The sequence below is a fragment of the Paenibacillus kobensis NBRC 15729 genome, assembly GCF_004000825.1.
In the GTDB taxonomy this organism is placed as follows: Bacteria; Bacillota; Bacilli; order Paenibacillales; family Paenibacillaceae; genus Paenibacillus_T; species Paenibacillus_T kobensis.
Genome location: NZ_BILZ01000003.1, coordinates 111,113 through 130,278, shown reverse-complemented (window position 1 = coordinate 130,278; position 19,166 = coordinate 111,113). Strand labels below are relative to the sequence as shown.

Below are 19,166 nucleotides of genomic sequence, written 5' to 3'. Positions count from 1 at the left end.
CGGGATTTTCAAACGACATGTACGAACTGAACTTTTTTTATATATTTAGTTTACTTTGTATAGAGGTGTGTGTTATTTTATTGGCAAGAAAATGATTATGCTTGGAGGAGATTCACATGTCCGCAGAAGTCCATGCCAACGAACCCCCGCCGGTTCGTTCGCTTCTTGCTCCGTTAATCGCGATTGTCGTCGGGTTGTTCATGGTCATATTGGATACGACGGCGGTCAATGTCGCCATTCCGGTACTCGCAGACGATCTGCATAGCTCATTGAGCCTTATTCAATGGACCATTACCGGCTATTCGCTTGCTCAGGCCGTCGTCATTCCGATGGCGGGATGGTTCTCCGACCGTTTCGGGGCAAAGCAGACGTTCATCGTATCGATTATCTTGTTCACGGTCGGTTCGATCCTTTGCGCGTTCGCGGGCACGGCGGAGCAGCTGATCGCCTTCCGCATCATGCAAGGCTTAGGAGGCGGGATGGTGATGCCGATCGCCTTCGCGATGACCTACCGGATCAGCCCTCCCGAGTCGGTCGGCAAAATTATGGGCATGATGGGAGTACCGGTCCTGCTTGCTCCGGCGCTTGGTCCGGTCGTATCCGGCTATCTGGTCGACTATGTGAATTGGCAGTGGATTTTCCTCATCAATATTCCGGTTGGTATCGCCGGCGTGATCATGAGCATCCTGTCATTGCCGAGTCTCCCAAGAAAGGCGTCGGTATCGCTCGATTACGCGGGCATCGCACTTGCGCCATTCGCTTTTGGCGGACTGTCATACGGGTTAAGCGAAGCGGGAGAGGGGTGGTCTTCCGCGAAGACGATCACCGGTCTAATCGTAGGCGCCGTCGCCATGATTTTGTTTGTCGTCGTCGAGCTCAGACGAAAGAGAGAGCCTTTATTGGAGCTTAGGGTATTCCGGTCTATGCAGTTTACCCGCGGGATTATGGTGCAATGGGTGATGCAGTTCACCATGTTCGGGTTGATCTTCGCTATCCCGTATTTCATGCAGCGTCTGATGGGAATGAGCGCGTTCGAGGCAGGATTATGGACCTTGCCGCAGGCGCTGGCCTCCGCGACCATGATGCCGTTCAGCGGACGATTGTTCGACCGAATCGGCGCGCGTCCGTTGGTAATCGGTGGCTTAATCTTGATTACGGTTGGCGCATACTTGTTCTCGCTCATCGATCCAAGCGATAGCCCGTGGTTGTTCCTGGCTCCGCGTGCGCTGATCGGGTTCGGAACGGGAATGTCCTTCATCGCCTTGAATACGCACTTAATCCAGACAGCTCCCAAGGAACTGGTCGGCAAGGTCACCTCGTTGACAAGCGCCGCCCAGCAAGTCGTCGGGTCGTTCGCTATAGCGGGTTTGACGACGTTGCTCGTTAACCGTACGAATCATTATTCGAACCAAGGCGAGACGCCGGTTCCAGAGGCGATGTCGCACGCGTTTCACAATGCGTATGTACTGATTGCCGTCATTGCGGCAGCGGGGCTGCTGCTGGCGTTCACGCTTAAGCGGCCGATGAAGGAGCCAGCGGCCCATCCGACTGTCGTCATGGACGCAGGCCATTAAGGCGGCGGCAGACACAATTATTTATCCATTAAACAGACGGAAAGCCGGACCGATTATCGGTCCGGCTTTCTTATTGGCTTCGAGCTGCAACCATTAATCCGTAACTCCGCCTTCGATGACGATCTGATCCGCCGTGAAGTCGGCCGGGAAGCTGTCCTTCAGCGTCGTCTCGTATAGATTGTGGAAGTAGTTCTCGTCTTTCAGCTTGCCCTTAATGAGATCATTCACGTAATCCAACAGCTCTTTGTTCCCTTGCTTGACGGCGCCGGCGATGAAGTCCTTGTTGCCGAGCTCTTTTACGCCGACCGTGTAACCGGGGTTTTTCTTCGCCCACGACAGGAGCAGAGTATTGTCTTGCGCGAAGGCGACGGCTCTGTCCGTAATGAGCGCTTGATAGCCGTCCGTGATGGCGTCGATTTTGATCAACTTCACGTCAGGGTAATTTTTCGTGAAGTAGGAGTCTGCGGTCGTGCCCGTATTGACGGCCAGCGTCTTGCCTTTCAGATCGTCGACCGATTGGATTGGCGAGCCTTCCTTGGAGACGATGCCCAGAGACACCTTCTCGTACGGCAGCGTAAAGTCGACGCTCTTGGCGCGTTCTTCCGTCACCGTGAAGTCAGCAAGCATCAAGTCGGCTTTATCCGTCTGCAAGTACGGAATTCTGTCGGCTGGATTGACGACGACCCAAGTGATTTTGTTCTCGTCGCCGAGCAGTTCCTTGGCGATTCGTTTCCCTAATTCCACGTCGTAGCCTTTGAAAGTGCCGTCCGCGTCTTGATAGCAGAATGGAGCATCGTCGGCGAAGATACCGATTCTGATCGTGTCGGCTTTCTTGATCGCGGCAATGGAACCGGATGCTTCTGCGCTGCTTTTGTCGTTGTTGTTGGAGGAGCAACCGATAAGTCCTGCTAATAAGAGCACGCTTAATACCCCTGCAATCATCTTTCTCATTTCTCTTCACTCCTTATTCTTTGTCTTGTGTATAAATAAAATATTTGCATATTTTATTTCAGCTCACATGGTCGATCGAAGCGACGTTGAGGGGCGGCAAGTTCAAGAACTGCCTTGCTTCGGCTGTCGCCGGAGAGCGGAAGAACGTGCTCGGCTCAGCGACTTCGACGATTCTCCCGGCTTCCATGAACACGATGCGGTCGGCGACCTTCTCGGCAAATTCCATTTCGTGCGTCACAATGATTAGCGTCAATCCTTGATTGCGAAGCGTCCGAATGACGTCCAGCACCTCTCGCACCATCTCCGGATCGAGCGCCGCGGTCACTTCGTCGAACAGAATGATTTCCGGATTCATGCACAGCGCCCGGCAGATGGCGACCCGCTGCTTCTGGCCGCCGGACAGCTCACGCGGATAGGCGAGCTTTTTCTCGGACAATCCGACTTTCTCCAGCAGCTTCAGCGCGTCTTGCGTCGCTTCTTTCTTGCTCCTTTTCTCCACTTTCGTCGGGCCGAGAATAATGTTGTTCAGCACGTTCATATGGGGGAAGAGATCGTAACTTTGAAAAACCATGCCGATTTTCTTCCTGATTCCCACCCAGTGGGAGTAGCTCGCGTTGGGCTTCGTGATGGGCGCGCCATGGAGACGGATCTCACCGGAGTCGATTTGCTCGAGGCCGTTAACGCACCGCAGCAGCGTCGATTTGCCGCAGCCGGACCGTCCAAGGACCGCGACGATTTCGCCTTGCTCGATCTCCAGGCTGATGCCATTCAAGACGGCGTTTCCGTTGAAAGACTTCTTGAGACTGTCGATAGATAAGTGCATAGGCTCTCCTTTTCTAAGTACCTGTCGTTAAGGAAGCGGCTTTCTTCTCCATATACCTTGCAAGCAACGATAGCGGGAAGCAGATGATGAAATAGAAGATCAGCAATACCAAGTACATTGTGAAAGAGATCATGCTCGTCGGGTTGTTGTAGTACGCGACTTGAATAATGCTTTGGGACACCTTGAGCATCTCTTGAACGCCGATGAGCGACACCAGACTCGTCGTCTTGATCAGCCGGGTCGCGAGATTCACGACGGACGGCAACGTCCGGATGATGATCTGCGGCAGAAGAACGTGAACGTACATCTGCCTTCGGGTCAGCCCGACCGCCATGCTCGACTCGAATTGGTGGCGGGGCAGGCTCGTAAGGTAACCTCTGACCAAGTCTCCGATCTCGAAGGATCCCCACAAGGTGAAGACGATAATGGAGATGGTGTAACCATTCGTCGGCGTGTCGAACGCGTATGCGAGTCCGTAGAACAGAATGAACAGCCAAATGACGGGATGGATGAGCCGGAATGCTTCGAGACAAACTCGCAGGACGACAGATAGCCATCGGTTCTTTAACGTCATCAGCACGCCGAGCACGAACCCGAACGCGATGGAGAGCAGGAAGGAAACTCCGGCGATTTGAACGGCAATCACAAAACCGTCGAGAAGCCTCGGAAATGCTGTTGCAATGAAATCAAGCCCCAAATTCCGCAAATCGAATCTTCCTTTCCGCGAGCGATAATAAATAAGTCATCGGAAGCAGAATGGCCAAATAGCTGGCGATGGTCATGACGGCGACCGGAAGGGTCAAGTCGGTCCGTAAGCTAATGATCGCGAAAGCCTGATAGACGATTTCCGGCAGCAATATGATCTTCATCGCCGACACTTCTTTGGTTAGGAAAATCGAGTTGTTATTGATCGCGGCAATCGACGTCGAGATTGACTGGGGAATAAGCAGATGGACGGTCGTATGGAGCCGGGACAACCCCATCGCTTTCGCGAGCTCAAGCTGGTTGTTCGGGATCGCTTTGAGGCCCGAGTGGATCGCCTCGCACATATAAGCGCCACCCAGCAGTGACAGAACGATAATCGAGCAGGTGTGGCTGTCGAACTGGACGGACACTTTGGGAAGCCCGTAAAAAATAAAATAAGCTTGAATAAGGGAGGGCGTATTTCTGAAAAATTCGACATATGCGTAAATGACGGGCTTCAAGACCGGCACTTTGTAAAATAACGCGATACCGGCAAGCAGTCCGATAACGAAAGCAAAGAGGATAGAGCTCGACGCGACTATCAAAGTCGTACCCGCTGCTCTCGCAAAAATCGGAATCAAATCGAACGTGGAGTATTGATCCATAATGTCTCCTTCCGTTAGAAGTGTTTATATAAATCATACTAATCTTATGCGATTTATTGTATTAAAAATAACCCAGCTTATATCGATTGTCAATCATTGGATTCTAACGGCGATCAGGCGCGGGAAGCGGATCGGGAGACGCACCGTCCATGGGACTGAGAAGCCTCACCACAGCCATCGGGGCTGAGGATTGTGTATTTCAAATTTCAGGAATAATATGTTAGCAGGGGAAACGATAATCTAACCGTATTGAACCGAATCTCTTTTGCAAGGTGTGGTGAAATGGCTGCGGGCAATGAAAGGTTTAAGATACTTGGAGACTTCTTAAAATCTCGCCGAGAACGGATTAAACCAGATGGAATCGAAATGGCTAGCCGCTTTGGAAGAAGAAGAACGCCGGGATTGCGCAGGGAAGAGGTCGCCCAACTTTCAGGAGTGAGCATCACTTGGTATACCTGGCTGGAACAGGGCAGGGTTGCTTCCGTATCAAGGGAAGTTATTGAGAGCGTGGCTCGAGCCCTGCAATTATCTTCGGATGAACAGGCTCATTTGCTTCGATTGGCTGATTACGGAGGAGAGAGGAATGCTAGTCCGAATACCGGTGAAGCCTATCCTGAACTTCAGACCATTATCGACCAAGTGAATTATCCGGCTATTATTGCGAATCATCGAACCGAGGTGCTCGCTTACAACCGGTTGGCAACCGAGATTATTACGGACTTCCATACCATCCCCGCTGATGAACGTGTGATGACGCGATTAATCTTTACAGATCCGAATCTGCGCGAGCAGTTGGTTAATTGGAAGGAATTCGCTGACTTTACGATGGGCGTATTTCGGATGTATTATGACCAACATGCCAGCGACCGGTGGTTCGAGGCTTTCGTCCAGAAGATGTGTCTCGAATGCGCGGATTTCCAGATGTTATGGCGGTTGCATAATGTACAGCAAAAGAAAGCGATCCAATATACGTTCGATCATTGTGTCGTCGGGCAATTATTTTTTCAATTGAATACCTTTTCGAATATTAATGGGGATGAGAACCTTCATTGCTGTATATTTACCCCTATAGCAAATACGGTGACGGAAGAAAAATTAGCAGTCTTGCGACAATAATCCTGTTAGTCGGGATACCTGTATAAAGGGAAACTGGTTGCCTATTTAGATCCGAAATATAATGATTTCATTCCTGAACTTGGAGGTTACGATTGGATATGAAATCTATTGTTATCGATCAACCGGGCGGACCAGCTAGCTTAAAATGGAGCGAAAAACCGGATCTGCAGCCGGCCCCTGGCCTGCTTACCATTGACGTTGCTTATGCAGGCGTGGGATATTTCGAAGTGCTGCTGAGCCGCGGCGAATTTATGTCCGATTTTCCGATGCCGCTTACTCCTGGTCTAGAAGTGTCAGGTTATGTACGGGCAATCGGGGAAGGCGTAGAGGGATTCTATGTCGGTCAGCCGGTAGCCTCTATGACGCTGCTTGATTTTAACGGGTTCGCCTCTATGGCGAACGTGCGGCCGGAACTGACGGTTCCGCTGGATCAATTGGGGATGGAGCTTGACTTGGCGACGGCGGCAGCTTCGATCGTCAATCTGACAACAGCTTACTTGGCCATCAGAGATGTGTATAGAATGAGAGCCGGCGACAATGTGCTTGTCCATGCGGCCGTAGGCGGACTGGGCGGCTTTCTGGGACAAGTGGCCAGACGATTGGGAGCGGGCAAAGTATTCGGGACCGTTGGAACGCCAGAGAAAGCGAAGCTTGCAGCTCCCTTCGGATATGATGAATTATTTGTCCGGAACGATTTCGTCGAGCGAACGCTGAAGGCAACGGGACAGCAAGGCGTTCACGCTGTCTTTGACCCGGTTGGGGGAAGCATGCGCCAACAAAGCTTAGAGGTGCTTCGCCCTTTGGGCCAGTTGGTAGTTGTCGGTAACGCCAGCGGTGAACAGGATGTCGCCCATTCGTTCAACCAGATATGGTTTTCCAATAAACAGGCCGCAGGCTTTGCATTAGGAGGATACGCCGAGAGCAATCCTGCGGAGACCGGGCAGGCAGCACGGGAGGCGCTTGGCATGCTGGCAAGAAAAGAGATTCATGCGGAGATTCACGGCGTGTATCCGCTGGAGAAAGCCGCCGATGCACTTGCGCTTTTAGAACAAAAAAACACGGTCGGCAAACTGGTTTTGCAAGTATAAATCCAATATACGATGAAGCAGGGGCACCCGCAGGGTGCCTTCATTTCGTTTTATCGAGGCTACGGGGGAAATTGTGACTAGATGTCGAATATACACCTAATCACTCATTTTCTGTCTAATTCCTATGGAGGGGCTACCAATGATCGCTGCAACAAAGCTGCATATCCCACATGAACGGCATACGTTGGTTGCCCGCTCGGAGCTGCTTCAACGACTGGAAGAAGGAATGGATGCGAAGCTGACGCTTTTATTCGCCCCATCCGGCTACGGAAAAACGACGGCGTTAAGCGGGTGGGCCAAACAAAGCGGCCGACTTGTTGCATGGGTGTCACTAGGCAAGCAGGATGATGACTGGATTACGTTCTGGAATACGGTCATCGCTTCGATTCAGAACCGAGTCGCAGGGTTTGGCCTGACCGTGGGGCCGCTGCTGGCGGAGGGACCTTCCGCGTCTTCCGCATCATTGGAACCGGCGATGACTGCGCTACTGAATGAGCTGGATCGGCTGACGGACGAGCTGGTCGTCATGTTTGACGATTATCATCTGGTGACGATGCCGGCCATCCAGAAGTCGATGAGCTATCTGCTCGAATTTCTCCCGAATCATATTCATGTATATATCGCAAGCCGCAACGACCTCCCCTTTCCGACAACAAGACTGTTCGCGAAAGGAGAGATGCAGCGGCTTACGATCGAGCAATTACGGTTCCGGCCGGAGGAAGTATACGATTTCTTCCGCAACACGACGGAATTGAGACTGTCGGCAAAGCAGATCAGTCTGCTGTACGACCAAACCGAAGGTTGGATTAGCGGGTTGCGGCTTGCGGCAATCTCATTGCAGCGAAGCGGCAATGTATCCGAATCGATCCGCCAATTCAGCGGCCGTCAGCAGCATATATCCGATTACTTGCTGGAGGAAGTCTTTCGCGATCTGCCGGAGGCGACGCGCGACTTTTTGCTGCAAACCTCCGTGCTGAACCAGATGAATTATGCCTTGTGCGAGGCGGTGACAGGGCAGGCGAAAGGTCAGCAACAGCTGGAACAGCTGGAACAGCTTCAACTATTCATCATTCCGCTGGATGAGCAACGCCAGTGGTATCGCTATCACCACCTGTTGTCTGACTTTCTGCAGTCGAAGCTCGCTCGAACGGAGCCCGAGCTGTGGATTCAGACGAACGTGCGAGCTGCACAATGGTTTGAACATCATCGCTTCATCGAAGAAGCGGCGGAGCATTATTTGGCAGGACAACAGTATGAGGATGTCGTTCGCCTGATCGAAGCGCATTTATATGCATTTCTTGAAGGCAAAAACGTCGTTGTCGCGCGTTGGGTAATGCAAGTGCCGGAGCAATACGTGTCAAGTCGGCCGCTAGTTGAGCTTTTTTGTTTGTATGTCATTCTCGGTGTAAGGCAATTCGACATCATTCCGGGTCGGGCAGAACGTCTTCGAATCCGATTCGAAGCGATGAAAGACGATATGGACGCAGACCTATGGCGCATGATGATGGGAGAAATCTACTCGTTTTGCGGTGCTGCGGCTTTTGTTAACCGAGACCTTGCGGGAACAGCGGACTTCTTCATCCGTGGTGATGTGTATGCACCCGAGCATAGCTTATTTATTCAAGGCGGCAACAATAAGCATTATGCGCTCGAAGAGTTCGATGATCATATGAGCTACATCAATGACTATCAGGGTGCGGCTTCATTTTTTATCAGAATGATGGAATATTGGCGGGAACGCGTCAACCATCCGTATGCGATGCCCATGTATGCTTCATACGCCAAGCTATTGTGCGAGTGGAACCGGTTAGAGGAAGCGGAGGATTGGATCAACCGCATTATGCGAACGGAGGAATACGCTCCGGTTCCTCGTAACCGATATCAGATCGAAGTGGCGGCATCGAGAATTCAGCAAGCAAAGGGCCATTCTATAGAGGCCGCGAAGCTGTTAGAACAGCTTAAATTGAAGATTGATTCACCTGACTACGATACGTTCATGCGCAAAATCGAAGCGGAGCAGGCGAGCTTGGCCGTACGCCAAGGGAATTTGGAGTCAGCCGGCCGATGGTTGGCGCAATGCGGACTGTCGCATACGGACGAAGCTGCGCTCGACAAAGTGATCGAACAGTTGGTGCTTATTCGCGTGCTCACCGCCTGCGGTCAGTTCGAACAGGCGCTGTCACTCGCGGAGAAGGTCTATCAGCTGTTGACGAAGGAAGACCGGCTGCGGGATCGTATTTACGTTAGGATCATGCAAAGCGTGACGTTGTATCGCGACAATCGGATTGAGCTGGCGCTTGAGAAGCTGGATGCCGCGTTACGTCTCGCTGAACCTCAAGGGTTCATTCGCAGCTTCATCGATGAAGGACCGGAGATGAAGGAACTGCTGTCCCATTATGTGCAGTCGTATGGAGACAAAGGTGCGGGATCGATGGATATGTCGAGGTATGCGAATCTCGTGCTGCAAGCGTTCGATGGGTATCCGTCGCCTCCACGAATCAAGGTTCGATGTTTCGGACGGGTGCGCTTAGAAACAGAGAACGGTGCTGCAATCAAGTGGCGGACATCCAAAACCGAGGAGTTAATGGCCTTTCTCGTTCATCATCGCGGCGAGTCGGTGAGCAGAGACCGCATTCTCGATGGTTTGTGGGGAGAGGTGGATGTCGAACGGGCAGGGGCCCAGTTTAATACGACGACACATTTTCTGCGCAAAGCTTTGAGTAAAATCGGATTGGATGGTATCGTTCGGCATGTGGAAGGCGGTTACCGTATCGATCTGAGCCAGTTGGACTGTGATCTCGATGAGTGGGATCGCTTGCTGGCTGCTCAGGCGCAAATCGATGACCATGCGTTGAGCAGTTATGCCAGCGAATTTATTCAATTATATGGAGAGGGCTATATGGCGGGCACTTCATACGAGTGGGCTGAACCGGCGCGTATCCGCTTGGAAAGCGAGTACGTTGCGATGCTGCTTCGTCTCCATGAACGTGAGGAGAGGAGAGGGCAATATCATGCCGCTGCGGAACTGCTGCGGCAGGCGCTCTCGCATGATCCGCTGAATGAGTACATTCATGAGCTGCTCATTCGTGTGCTATTGCTGGCGAACGAACGCTTTATGGCGATCAAGCAATATGAGGCGCTCCGGGTAATGCTGCAGACCGAGCTTGGGATTGAGCCGAAGGAAGCGGTCAGGAGATTGCTGCATTTTGAAGATAAGAACAAGACGAATTTACCTCTGAATTGAACGCTTTTTCGCCAAAAGGGGAGTGTCCCTTAGTCATTAAAGATGACTGAGGGATGCTTTTTTTTATCGACAAAATTCTACGTAGAAATCGATTTGTTTAGGTTTTGTTTAGCCTGGCTGTGATAGGGTGAAGCAAATTGTTCTTAAATTGATAGTTTTGTAGGAAAGTGTAGAAAAATTGCAGGAGGGGAAACGCCATGTATAAACGATTATTAAGTTTATTGCTTACGTTCACGATTCTCGTATCGTTTGTACCGACTCAGATCTTTGCTGCTGAGGCCAATACTGTCGGTACACCATCGACAATGAATTGGCATGATGTGTCGCCAAATACAACGTTGGCTGCTGCGAACGGTTCTAACACGCAACAAACCGTTCCAAATTCCTTCAAGGATGTAAAGCCGACGGACTGGTTCTATAATGCGGTCACGTATGTACAACAGAATGGAATATTCGGCGGTACAGGTAATGATAGTTTCTCGCCTAACGGAACAATGACTCGCGGCATGTATGTAACTGTACTCGGGCGTATTGCTGGAGTTGATGTAAGTAAATATCAAACTTCCGCATTCGCAGACGTAAAATCAGATGCTTGGTATGCACCTTATGTGCAATGGGCCGTGGAAAGAGGCATTACAAGCGGTACGGGCAACAATAAATTTGCGCCAGACACGGCGATCACCAGAGAACAGATGGCAACGCTGACTTTGCGGTTTTTCGAAGTCTTAAACATACCATATCAGACGAACATCAGCGTAACGACGAAACCGAACGACCTATCCAAGATATCACCATGGGCGGCGGATGCGATAGTCAAGCTTTGGCAGGCGGGCTTGCTTGCTGGAGATGCTAATGGAAATTTCAATCCACAATTCAGGGCTACCCGTGCTGAGGCAGCTACTTTTGCCATGCGCAGCAACGAGGTTGTGAAGGCGGGAGCAGCCTCCGAGCCAACTGAACCAGCACAGCCAACCGAACCAGCAGAACCAACTGAACCAGCAGAGCCAACAACAATACCATCTACGCCAACGACAACAGGCCCGGACTCTGGTGGCAGTGACACTGACACTGGCACTGGCACTGGATCAGGCACTTCTAACTATACCATCGCGTTTGAGACCAATGGCGGCTCCGCTATTAATAGCCTCACGCTGAATTCAAGTGAATCACTAAGCAGTCTCCCGGCTCCAGTGAAGCAAGGGTATATTTTTCAAGGTTGGTATAAGGACAGTGCTCTTACCCAACCCGTCATGGACGACGATACGGTTACCGGCAATATGACGCTGTATGCCAATTATATTGGCAGCCCTGATCTGGCTGTGGCGAGTATTCCAAGTGTATCGGTGCTGGATGTAGCGCCGAACTTCACCATCAACGTGACCGATGCAACAGGTAAAATGACGGCTGCCCAAGTGCAAGCGGGTATGACGTTCAAATCCTCGGCGAATCCTGCATTTGCAGGTATCGTCGTCACTGGCGCGAATGGTCACTTCACCGTGAAGTCCGCAGCGCAAGACGGCAAATTCGAGGAAGGCCACACGTATCAACTCACGTTGACGGATGCCAACCTGTCTTACGATGGTCAAGATGCCACGACCACCATCTATGTTTTTGCCATCGCCAAACAAGAAGTGATGAACTTACCGCTTAATCCAGACATGATCTATCTATCATTCGCGGATGTATCGAATATGATGCTAGACGGCGCGGATGTGGGCTCCCCATCGATTCCGGTTATAACGACAACAATAGGCGGCAGTGGAGCAAAATTAAGCGAAGCGAATGCGACTAACGGTACATTTGATTACGACGGCAGCACCGTGATGCAAGTGGGAGATACCGTTGCGGTCTACGAAGGGGTTCGCCCTGATCTGCGTACGGTGGATAACGCCGATGACGGCAATGTCGCCTACGTACAGATCACAGCGATCAGCGGTAATACCTACACGTATACCCATGCGGATTCCAAGAAAGTATTGACCAAACCCGATATTCTTCCTGTGAGCCCGACGGCGGACACGGATGGAGACCCGGATAACCATTCCATCACGGTAGAGCATGCCACGATGAACTATAGTGACCCTCAGTTTGCGCCATTTGGTCTGAATGAACTCACTGTTGTCAATGCGGGCGACTTTATCGGTTTCATTCATGGTGAATCCGGCAGCCGCAATGGTACGGTAACGTATGGTCGCATCACGTCGATCACACAGGCAGCAGAGATGGATATTATTACGTATACCGATGCCACGCAGGAGCAAGTGACGAGCGCTCTGAATGTCTATCAGAAACAACAGCTCGACGGCGGTCAGTTATTGTCTGACGAGAACGTCGCGAAGCTGGAAGGGGAAGTCAAGCAGCAAGCGATAGCCAGCGGATTCGTCAATGAAGCTGCCGATTATTTGGCCGACTTGGCGATACGCACCGACAGCTTCAAGCAGCAGTACGATGCGATTGCCCCAATGGCTGCAGTAAGCGCGGGCTCCAAAGTAGAAGTGAAAAATCTGACGGTGGTACCTTCAGTAGGCACTACATTGAAAAACATTTCCGGAAAAACCTCCGGTGTAAGTGTTTCTCTGCAAGTGGCCGCCGATATTGTTATTCGTATCAATGATAAGAGCGACATCGTCATCCATCTGACCAGCACCTTTGTCGAAGAAATGTACCTTGATCTTGGTATTAATGGGGATACCCAAGGTCATTGGAATGAAGTATGTGTCTTTGGAATATGCGTTCCTTACTGGTATACCCTTGAAGACTATGTGATCACGGCTAGCCTAGATGCCTATACATATACCGGGATCAACATAACGGCGGAGATCGCCACCGTCAAGCATAGTCAGCTAGGGGATGTATTAAAGGACTGGCTGCTAGCCAAGGAAGACGAGAAACTAGAGCAATTACAGAATATCGCGCCACAACTCAAAGCGTTGATTGAGGGTGCGAAGGATACCGGATTAGACGCGGCTACACTGAAGGATAAGTATAAAAAAATACTGGAAAACGATACGGAATGGGTTTCATTAATTAATAAAGAACTCTTTAGTCGAAGCCAAAGAGTGATCGTTGGAATTGTTGAGATCAAGCTTACCGTAAACTTCGTTGTCAGTGCTAATGTGAATCTGACGGTAGGTATTGATTTCAGTTATAAGAGTGCCAAGCGGTATTCAGCTACCGTGCGCGTTCTTAGCTTCTCAGGCAGCAGTGACACCGTAAGCTTGCCTGGCGATGGAGATTACAACTTTAAGTTTTATGTATTGGGTACGCTCGGATTGAGAGCGGGTCTTCAGGTGGAGTTGAAGGCAGGCATTGGAAGCGTCGAGTGGGACAGTATCGGCATCTCCGTGGAGCCTGGCGTATACGTCAAATTATGGGGATACTTCTACTATGAGCTGAAGAAATCAGGCGGTGTGAAGACAACGACGACTCTGGGTGCACTGTATTTGGAGCTTGGCATGTACGTGGAGGTCGAAGTTGGGGCGCAATTGTTTGATGACTTTGTTACAGCCGATGAAAAACTGGTTGAATATGAGAAGCCGCTTTTATCAGCCGGAGATGTCACGAATGTGGTGGATTTCGCTTACCCGCAATCCGATATATCCCCTGTTGATATCACAGCCTTTTATCTGAATCCAGAGTATATGTATAATCAGAATCAATTAAGCGGTAACTATATGCGAATGGAATTCATGAACATCAAGACAGGTGATACGACCAAGACACTGCTGGATCGTCACAATTTCACCATCACGTCCAATAGCAGCGATTTCACGTATGATATGGAGACCAATCGCATCGAGATTTCACAAGAGCTGCGCACACAGAAGAGCAAGGGCTTCCCGGTTCATGCGACGGGCTCTCTGACTATCAAATATAATAGCGGCGCAATGGCGCTCGCGCCGACGCGCACGGTTCCAGTGACCGTTAATTTTAAAGTGAACGATACTGTCTTTGATCTGAATCCAATGAATGGTAGTGGTAGTGCTATCACGATCAAGGGGCAACCCGGAGACCCTATTGCCGCCGTTCCCGATCCTGTATATCCAGGAATGACCTTTGAGGGATGGTATACGGATATGCAATCCGGTACGAAGGTTACGCTTCCGACTGTTATGCCGACATGGGCAGAGATAGCAAAGAATCATACCACACACTTCTATGCTCACTGGAAGCCGCGGACGGATACGCCGTACAAAGTAAACTACTATCTGGCTAAGCCGGTTCATGATTATGGCAGCTATGACCTTTCGCAGTATACCCTTGAGGCGACAGAAACCTACAAAGGAACCACTTATGCGAAGGTCAGTCTTCCTAGCGACATAAACAACCGTTTCACGGCGCAGAAGTATACTTGTCTCAACTGCGGAGTGACACTGTCATCGTCAATGATTAATAATGATGGTTCGACCAATGTGAATATTTTATATGTGCCTATTACGGTGAAAATGAACTTTAATCAAGGCTATGGGCCTAATAACGGCGCCTTCTATACCTTGTCCCTTGAATCCAAGAGCGCCTTCACCTGGAAGATGCCTGTCATGTCAAGGCCGGGCTATACATTCGCCGGTTGGTCACCGGCTATCCCAAGTACGGTACCGGATCAAGATACTACGTACACCGCACAGTGGAAGGCTAGAGATGATGTGCATTATACGGTCGTTCACTTGAAGCAGGATACCTCCAAGACTACCGTAGAGGGTTACTGGGTTACGAATACTTACCCTGAACTAGTGCGCGATCCCGTTACCAAAAATTATGTATGGAAATCAAAGGTTCCCGCTCTTGCCGATACCTACACCGTTACCGACGTTGAAGATCATATCGGTTCAACAGATGCCGTCACGAGCGCGGTGACGCCTAAGGATTATGAGGGCTTTACTTTTGACAGCAGTGTTCAGGGTACCGTTAAGTCGAGCACAATAGCAGCGGATGGCTCTACGGTTCTCAAATTGTACTACAAGCGCAATACGTATACAGCAGCATTTGATCCCAACGGCGGCTCAGGCAGTGTCTCAGCATTAACGGTTCCGTATGGGGTCAGCATACCGATGCCTTCTGTGACCAATGGAACGGAGGTACTCTCTGGATGGTCGCCTGCCATTCCGGCAACGATGCCAGCGCATGATGTCAGCTTCACCGCACAGTGGAGCGCGAAGACGGCTTCGTATACGGTGACCCATTACAGGCCGGATTACAATGCGCAATATACCGTAACGGAAAAAGAAACGTTAAGCGGTATCGTAGGCGCGACGGTCACGGCAACACCGAAGAGTTATGAGGGCTACACGCTGGACTCAGCCGTGACAGCTACAGTTGCATCGGGCACAGTCATCGATTCGAAGAGCAGCCCGCTTCAATTGAAGCTGTACTACAAGAAAAATATCTACAAGGCAACGCTTGACCCCAATGGAGGGGTTATCAATGGCGGGACAAGCAGTTACTCGCTAAATATGCGGTATGGGGATTCTACGTATCTGCTATCGGGAATGCCGATTACAAGGGCAGGCTATGTATTCGCGGGATGGTCCCCTGCTATTCCGAATGCAATGCCTGCCGAGAATGTCACTTATGTCGCACAGTGGACACCTGATTACACGATAACTAAGGTAAGTGTCGACAATACCACCCCTGCAGTAGGGGACACTTTGAATGCCAATGTAACGATCGGTGATGGTAATGCTGCAGGCAGCCGTGTGACGTATCAATGGCAAGTCGAGACGGCAACCAGCGGAACGTACATGAATGCCACAGGTACGGGGAATGCAACAGCGAATTACACGGTTGCAGCCGCGGACATGGGCAAGAAACTGCAAGTGGTGGTGACGGGAGTAAGCCCGGTTGCCGGCACGAAGACCGCAACAACGAGCGCAGTGACCGTTCCGATCACGGATGTCACGATCGACAATTTGTATCCAGCCGTTGGCGATACGCTTACCGCCATTGTGACCATGGGGGACGGCAGTGCCCCAGGTAGTCAAGTGACGTATCAATGGCAAGCCGAGACGGCAGCAGGCAGCGGAACGTACGCGAATGCCGCCGGTACGGGCAGTACAACCGCGAGCTACATGGTGGCGAGAGCAGATGCGGGCAAACAACTGCGAGTTGTAGTGTCGTATATGGGTCGATCGGCGGGAGCCGTAACAAGCGATCCTACAAGTGCGGCAGGCGTATATATTACAGGTGTCACGATTGACAATCTGTCCCCTCAAGTCGGCGATACCCTTAATGCTGTCGTAACGATGGGGGATGGCAACCCGGCAGGCAACCGCGCGGCTTTTGAATGGATGGTACAAGATATAGCCGGAAGCGACCGGTATGTGCCTGCTGCAGGTGCGGGAAATAGAACCGCGAGCTATACGGTTGCGGCGGGAGACGCAGGCAAGAAGCTGCAAGTCTGGGTGTACGGGGCTAATGAAGGTCTTGGTATGGTAATCAGCACGGTAACGAATGCTGTGCAGGTTGCCGCGCCTATACTTCCTGACTGGATCACCAGTTCTGGAGCATTAGATTTGACGTCAGCGACTGTCACTGCCGTATCTGCAACAGAAGTATCCTTAGTCGGTGCTGCGCTGACGGGTGATTGGACCCTCCCGAAGGGCGTAACGCTGAATATGAGCGGTACGGCGTTAAGCGGCTACACCTTGACCATTGACGAAGGCTCGACGCTGAATGTGAGCGACTCTACGGTGAATGGCAATATTGAGGTTCTCGCAGGCTCGACGCTGAATGTGCGGGATACGATATCGGGCGACGGCTATTACTGGAACATCTTAGAGGGTGCCGCGTTGAATGTGGATGGTACCGTTACGCTGTCTATGGCAGCAACGGTGATCGTTGACGGCACATTCCATATTCCAAGCTCAGCGACTGTGATCAATAACGGCACTATCACAGGCAATGCTGGTACTGGCGTCATCACGAACAATGGTATGATCACGAATAATAACATGATCACGAATGCCGGGATAATCACGAACGCCGGAACGATCACGAACAACAGCTATCTTACGAACTTCGGTACGATCACCAACAACGGTACAATTGTTAACACAGCAGGCGCGATGCTCAGTGACTTCGGTACGTTCACTGGCGATGCTCCGATCACAATTTAATTAGAACGCTTGGATGACTTGGTAAAGGGCTTTTCCCGATAACGGAAAAGTCCTTTTCACTATAACCAACGCGGGAGGTCTATCATGAACAAGCAGTTTGGCACAATAAGTATGGTCCTTGCGGTGCTGTTGGGGAGTCTAGCCTCAACATTATTGGAGGTATCATCCGCATCCGCTACATCGTCCGCGGCAGGAACATTGTCCGCATCGGCAACACAACCCGTCTCGTCTGACGACAGCGGCACGAGCTACGCGGTGCGAATTTTGGATGAGCTTAACGCGGTTCGGACCGCAATGGGGTTGCCCGCAGTCAAGCTCAACCCGTATCTCACCAAGGCAGCTCAGAACCACGCGGTGTACATGATCGCCAACGTCTACTACAACCACGACGAGAACCCGCGCGGTCAAGGGTTCACGGGGGTGACTCACGCCGATCGAATCCACGCCGTCGGTGGCGATACATCAATCCCCACCTGGGAAATTATAACCGTGGACGAAAGCGACCCGCACGCGATCATAGAGGAGTTTCTGAACACCGCGTACCACCGCGAGCCGTTGATTGCACCGGATGCCACGGAAATCGGTGTCGGCGTGTACGGCAGTGCCGTCGTCATCGAGATTGCTTGCGCGGCCAATACCATGGGATACGCCACATACCCCTACGATGGCCAGACTAACGTGATGACGACTTTCTCCGGGCATGAAATCCCGAACCCCCTCGAGCAATTCGGGACAGCTCGGTCGGGGCAGATTATTACGATCAAGACCCCATATCTGTTGGAAGGCATAGATGTAACCCTCACCGACCGTGCAGGTGATTCAATACCGTTGTTTCATCCTTTTGTTGCAACGAACTACTGGCATATCATTCCGCAGTCTCCATTGGCGTACAACGAGACCTACACCGTCTCGGTAACGTTCACGCCTTGGGCAGGTTCCGACGCAGGCAAGACCTTCAATAAGACATGGTCTTTCACCACGGAGAGCGCCGCCGCACCATACAGCCAGAACAACATTGGTATCCAGCTGAACGGTACCTACATAACCGTAAGCCCTCAGCCTCGGATGATAACAGGCAGCACATTTATCCCTCTTCGCGGGGTATTCGAGAAACTCGGCGCAACCATATCCTACAATGCGAAGGATAAGTCCATCGACATCATCAAGGACAGTACCGCAATCCACCTGCAGATCGGCAACAAGTCCGCCACAGTCGACGGCAAGCGGATCACGCTAGTCACAGCCCCATTCACCGATAAGAACGGATTTACATTCGTGCCGCTCCGCTTCGCAAGTGAAGCTTTAGACGCTGCGGTAACGTGGGACGCCGCCAGCTGGACTGCCGTAATCGATATAAAGTAACGGGGTGATAAGCAAGCCTCAATGATGGAATTATTACATATACTTCCAATTGATGATATAATCAAAAAACAGATAAATAACTACGGTGAAACCTGCTATGCGCTCGAAAGCGAGGGACTGTACCCATGAAAGAATATTGGAATAAGAGATTTATGAGTGAAGGTCTGATATGGGGGGAACAACCAAGTGAAACAGCGTATAGAGCAAAGGAATGGTTTGTACAGCATCAGGCCAGAACCGTACTAGTCCCGGGAGCGGGATACGGCACATGAGGATGCTGCATTTGGTTCGGGGGCAGAAATCGAACCGAACACTTTTGAATATAAGCAGGGGAAGCAGGCTCATTTTTTTAGCGAGGATGATCTAAGAAACCATTTCAACGGGACGAGCATTATGGAGACAGGATCGTTACAAGAAAGCTTTGAGTATTCGGATGGTACGATAAGAACTTATAAGCTAAGGTATATTGTTGGGAAGAAGAGATGAGCATGAAGCGAACGAACAAACAAAACCACTCCCGGAGTGGTTTTGTTTGTTATGCTAATTT

At 51.0% G+C, this 19,166-nt stretch carries 10 protein-coding genes; 6 read left to right on the top strand and 4 right to left on the bottom strand.

The window, feature by feature from the left end; translation table 11 throughout:
- The first annotated feature begins 116 nt into the window (after nt 1-116).
- Entirely contained in the window at nt 117-1,574 is a 1,458-nt protein-coding gene (locus PKO01S_RS03680; RefSeq protein ID WP_127529945.1) for a DHA2 family efflux MFS transporter permease subunit, read from the top strand.
- A gap of 93 nt (nt 1,575-1,667) precedes the next feature.
- Here PKO01S_RS03680 and PKO01S_RS03675 read toward each other — a convergent pair whose 3' ends face one another.
- The 4 genes from PKO01S_RS03675 to PKO01S_RS03660 are packed head-to-tail and all read right to left on the bottom strand — an operon-like array spanning nt 1,668 to nt 4,697.
- Nucleotides 1,668-2,525, bottom strand: coding sequence for a transporter substrate-binding domain-containing protein (locus PKO01S_RS03675; RefSeq protein WP_127529944.1), 858 nt, complete (start codon nt 2,523-2,525; stop codon nt 1,668-1,670).
- A 58-nt stretch (nt 2,526-2,583) separates the two neighbouring features.
- Entirely contained in the window at nt 2,584-3,348 is a 765-nt protein-coding gene (locus PKO01S_RS03670; protein WP_127529943.1) for an amino acid ABC transporter ATP-binding protein, read from the bottom strand.
- Nucleotides 3,349-3,361: 13 nt separating this feature from the next.
- Entirely contained in the window at nt 3,362-4,054 is a 693-nt protein-coding gene (locus tag PKO01S_RS03665; protein WP_127529942.1) for an amino acid ABC transporter permease, read from the bottom strand.
- Nucleotides 4,035-4,697, bottom strand: coding sequence for an amino acid ABC transporter permease (locus tag PKO01S_RS03660; protein ID WP_127529941.1), 663 nt, complete (start codon nt 4,695-4,697; stop codon nt 4,035-4,037). The genes PKO01S_RS03665 and PKO01S_RS03660 overlap by 20 nt, the downstream gene beginning before the upstream one ends.
- Nucleotides 4,698-4,979: 282 nt before the next feature.
- On the opposite strand from PKO01S_RS03660, the gene PKO01S_RS03655 reads away from it, so the two are divergent.
- From PKO01S_RS03655 to PKO01S_RS03635, 5 genes are all read left to right on the top strand, one after another.
- Entirely contained in the window at nt 4,980-5,813 is an 834-nt protein-coding gene (locus PKO01S_RS03655) for a helix-turn-helix transcriptional regulator (protein WP_127529940.1), read from the top strand.
- 98 nt (nt 5,814-5,911) lie between these two features.
- Nucleotides 5,912-6,901 carry a quinone oxidoreductase family protein gene (locus PKO01S_RS03650; RefSeq protein ID WP_127529939.1) on the top strand — a complete coding sequence of 330 codons (990 nt, stop codon included), beginning with the start codon at nt 5,912-5,914 and terminating at the stop codon, nt 6,899-6,901.
- 139 nt (nt 6,902-7,040) lie between these two features.
- On the top strand, nt 7,041-10,145 hold the full coding sequence (locus PKO01S_RS03645; protein ID WP_127529938.1) for a BTAD domain-containing putative transcriptional regulator: 3,105 nt from the start codon (nt 7,041-7,043) through the stop codon (nt 10,143-10,145).
- Nucleotides 10,146-10,342: 197 nt separating this feature from the next.
- Nucleotides 10,343-17,257 (top strand): S-layer homology domain-containing protein, encoded by a 6,915-nt coding sequence (locus PKO01S_RS03640; protein ID WP_127529937.1) that lies wholly within the window; start codon nt 10,343-10,345, stop codon nt 17,255-17,257.
- A gap of 84 nt (nt 17,258-17,341) precedes the next feature.
- On the top strand, nt 17,342-18,619 hold the full coding sequence (locus PKO01S_RS03635) for a stalk domain-containing protein (RefSeq protein ID WP_127529936.1): 1,278 nt from the start codon (nt 17,342-17,344) through the stop codon (nt 18,617-18,619).
- Nucleotides 18,620-19,166 lie beyond the last annotated feature (547 nt).

Bases quoted from the DNA above. Each gene is read 5' to 3' on its own strand.
- PKO01S_RS03680 (WP_127529945.1), top strand. From the start codon at position 117: ATGTCCGCAGAAGTCCATGCCAACGAACCCCCGCCGGTTCGTTCGCTT.
- PKO01S_RS03675 (WP_127529944.1), bottom strand. From the start codon at position 2,525: ATGAGAAAGATGATTGCAGGGGTATTAAGCGTGCTCTTATTAGCAGGA.
- PKO01S_RS03670 (WP_127529943.1), bottom strand. From the start codon at position 3,348: ATGCACTTATCTATCGACAGTCTCAAGAAGTCTTTCAACGGAAACGCC.
- PKO01S_RS03660 (WP_127529941.1), bottom strand. From the start codon at position 4,697: ATGGATCAATACTCCACGTTCGATTTGATTCCGATTTTTGCGAGAGCA.
- PKO01S_RS03655 (WP_127529940.1), top strand. From the start codon at position 4,980: ATGGCTGCGGGCAATGAAAGGTTTAAGATACTTGGAGACTTCTTAAAA.
- PKO01S_RS03650 (WP_127529939.1), top strand. From the start codon at position 5,912: ATGAAATCTATTGTTATCGATCAACCGGGCGGACCAGCTAGCTTAAAA.
- PKO01S_RS03645 (WP_127529938.1), top strand. From the start codon at position 7,041: ATGATCGCTGCAACAAAGCTGCATATCCCACATGAACGGCATACGTTG.
- PKO01S_RS03640 (WP_127529937.1), top strand. From the start codon at position 10,343: ATGTATAAACGATTATTAAGTTTATTGCTTACGTTCACGATTCTCGTA.
- PKO01S_RS03635 (WP_127529936.1), top strand. From the start codon at position 17,342: ATGAACAAGCAGTTTGGCACAATAAGTATGGTCCTTGCGGTGCTGTTG.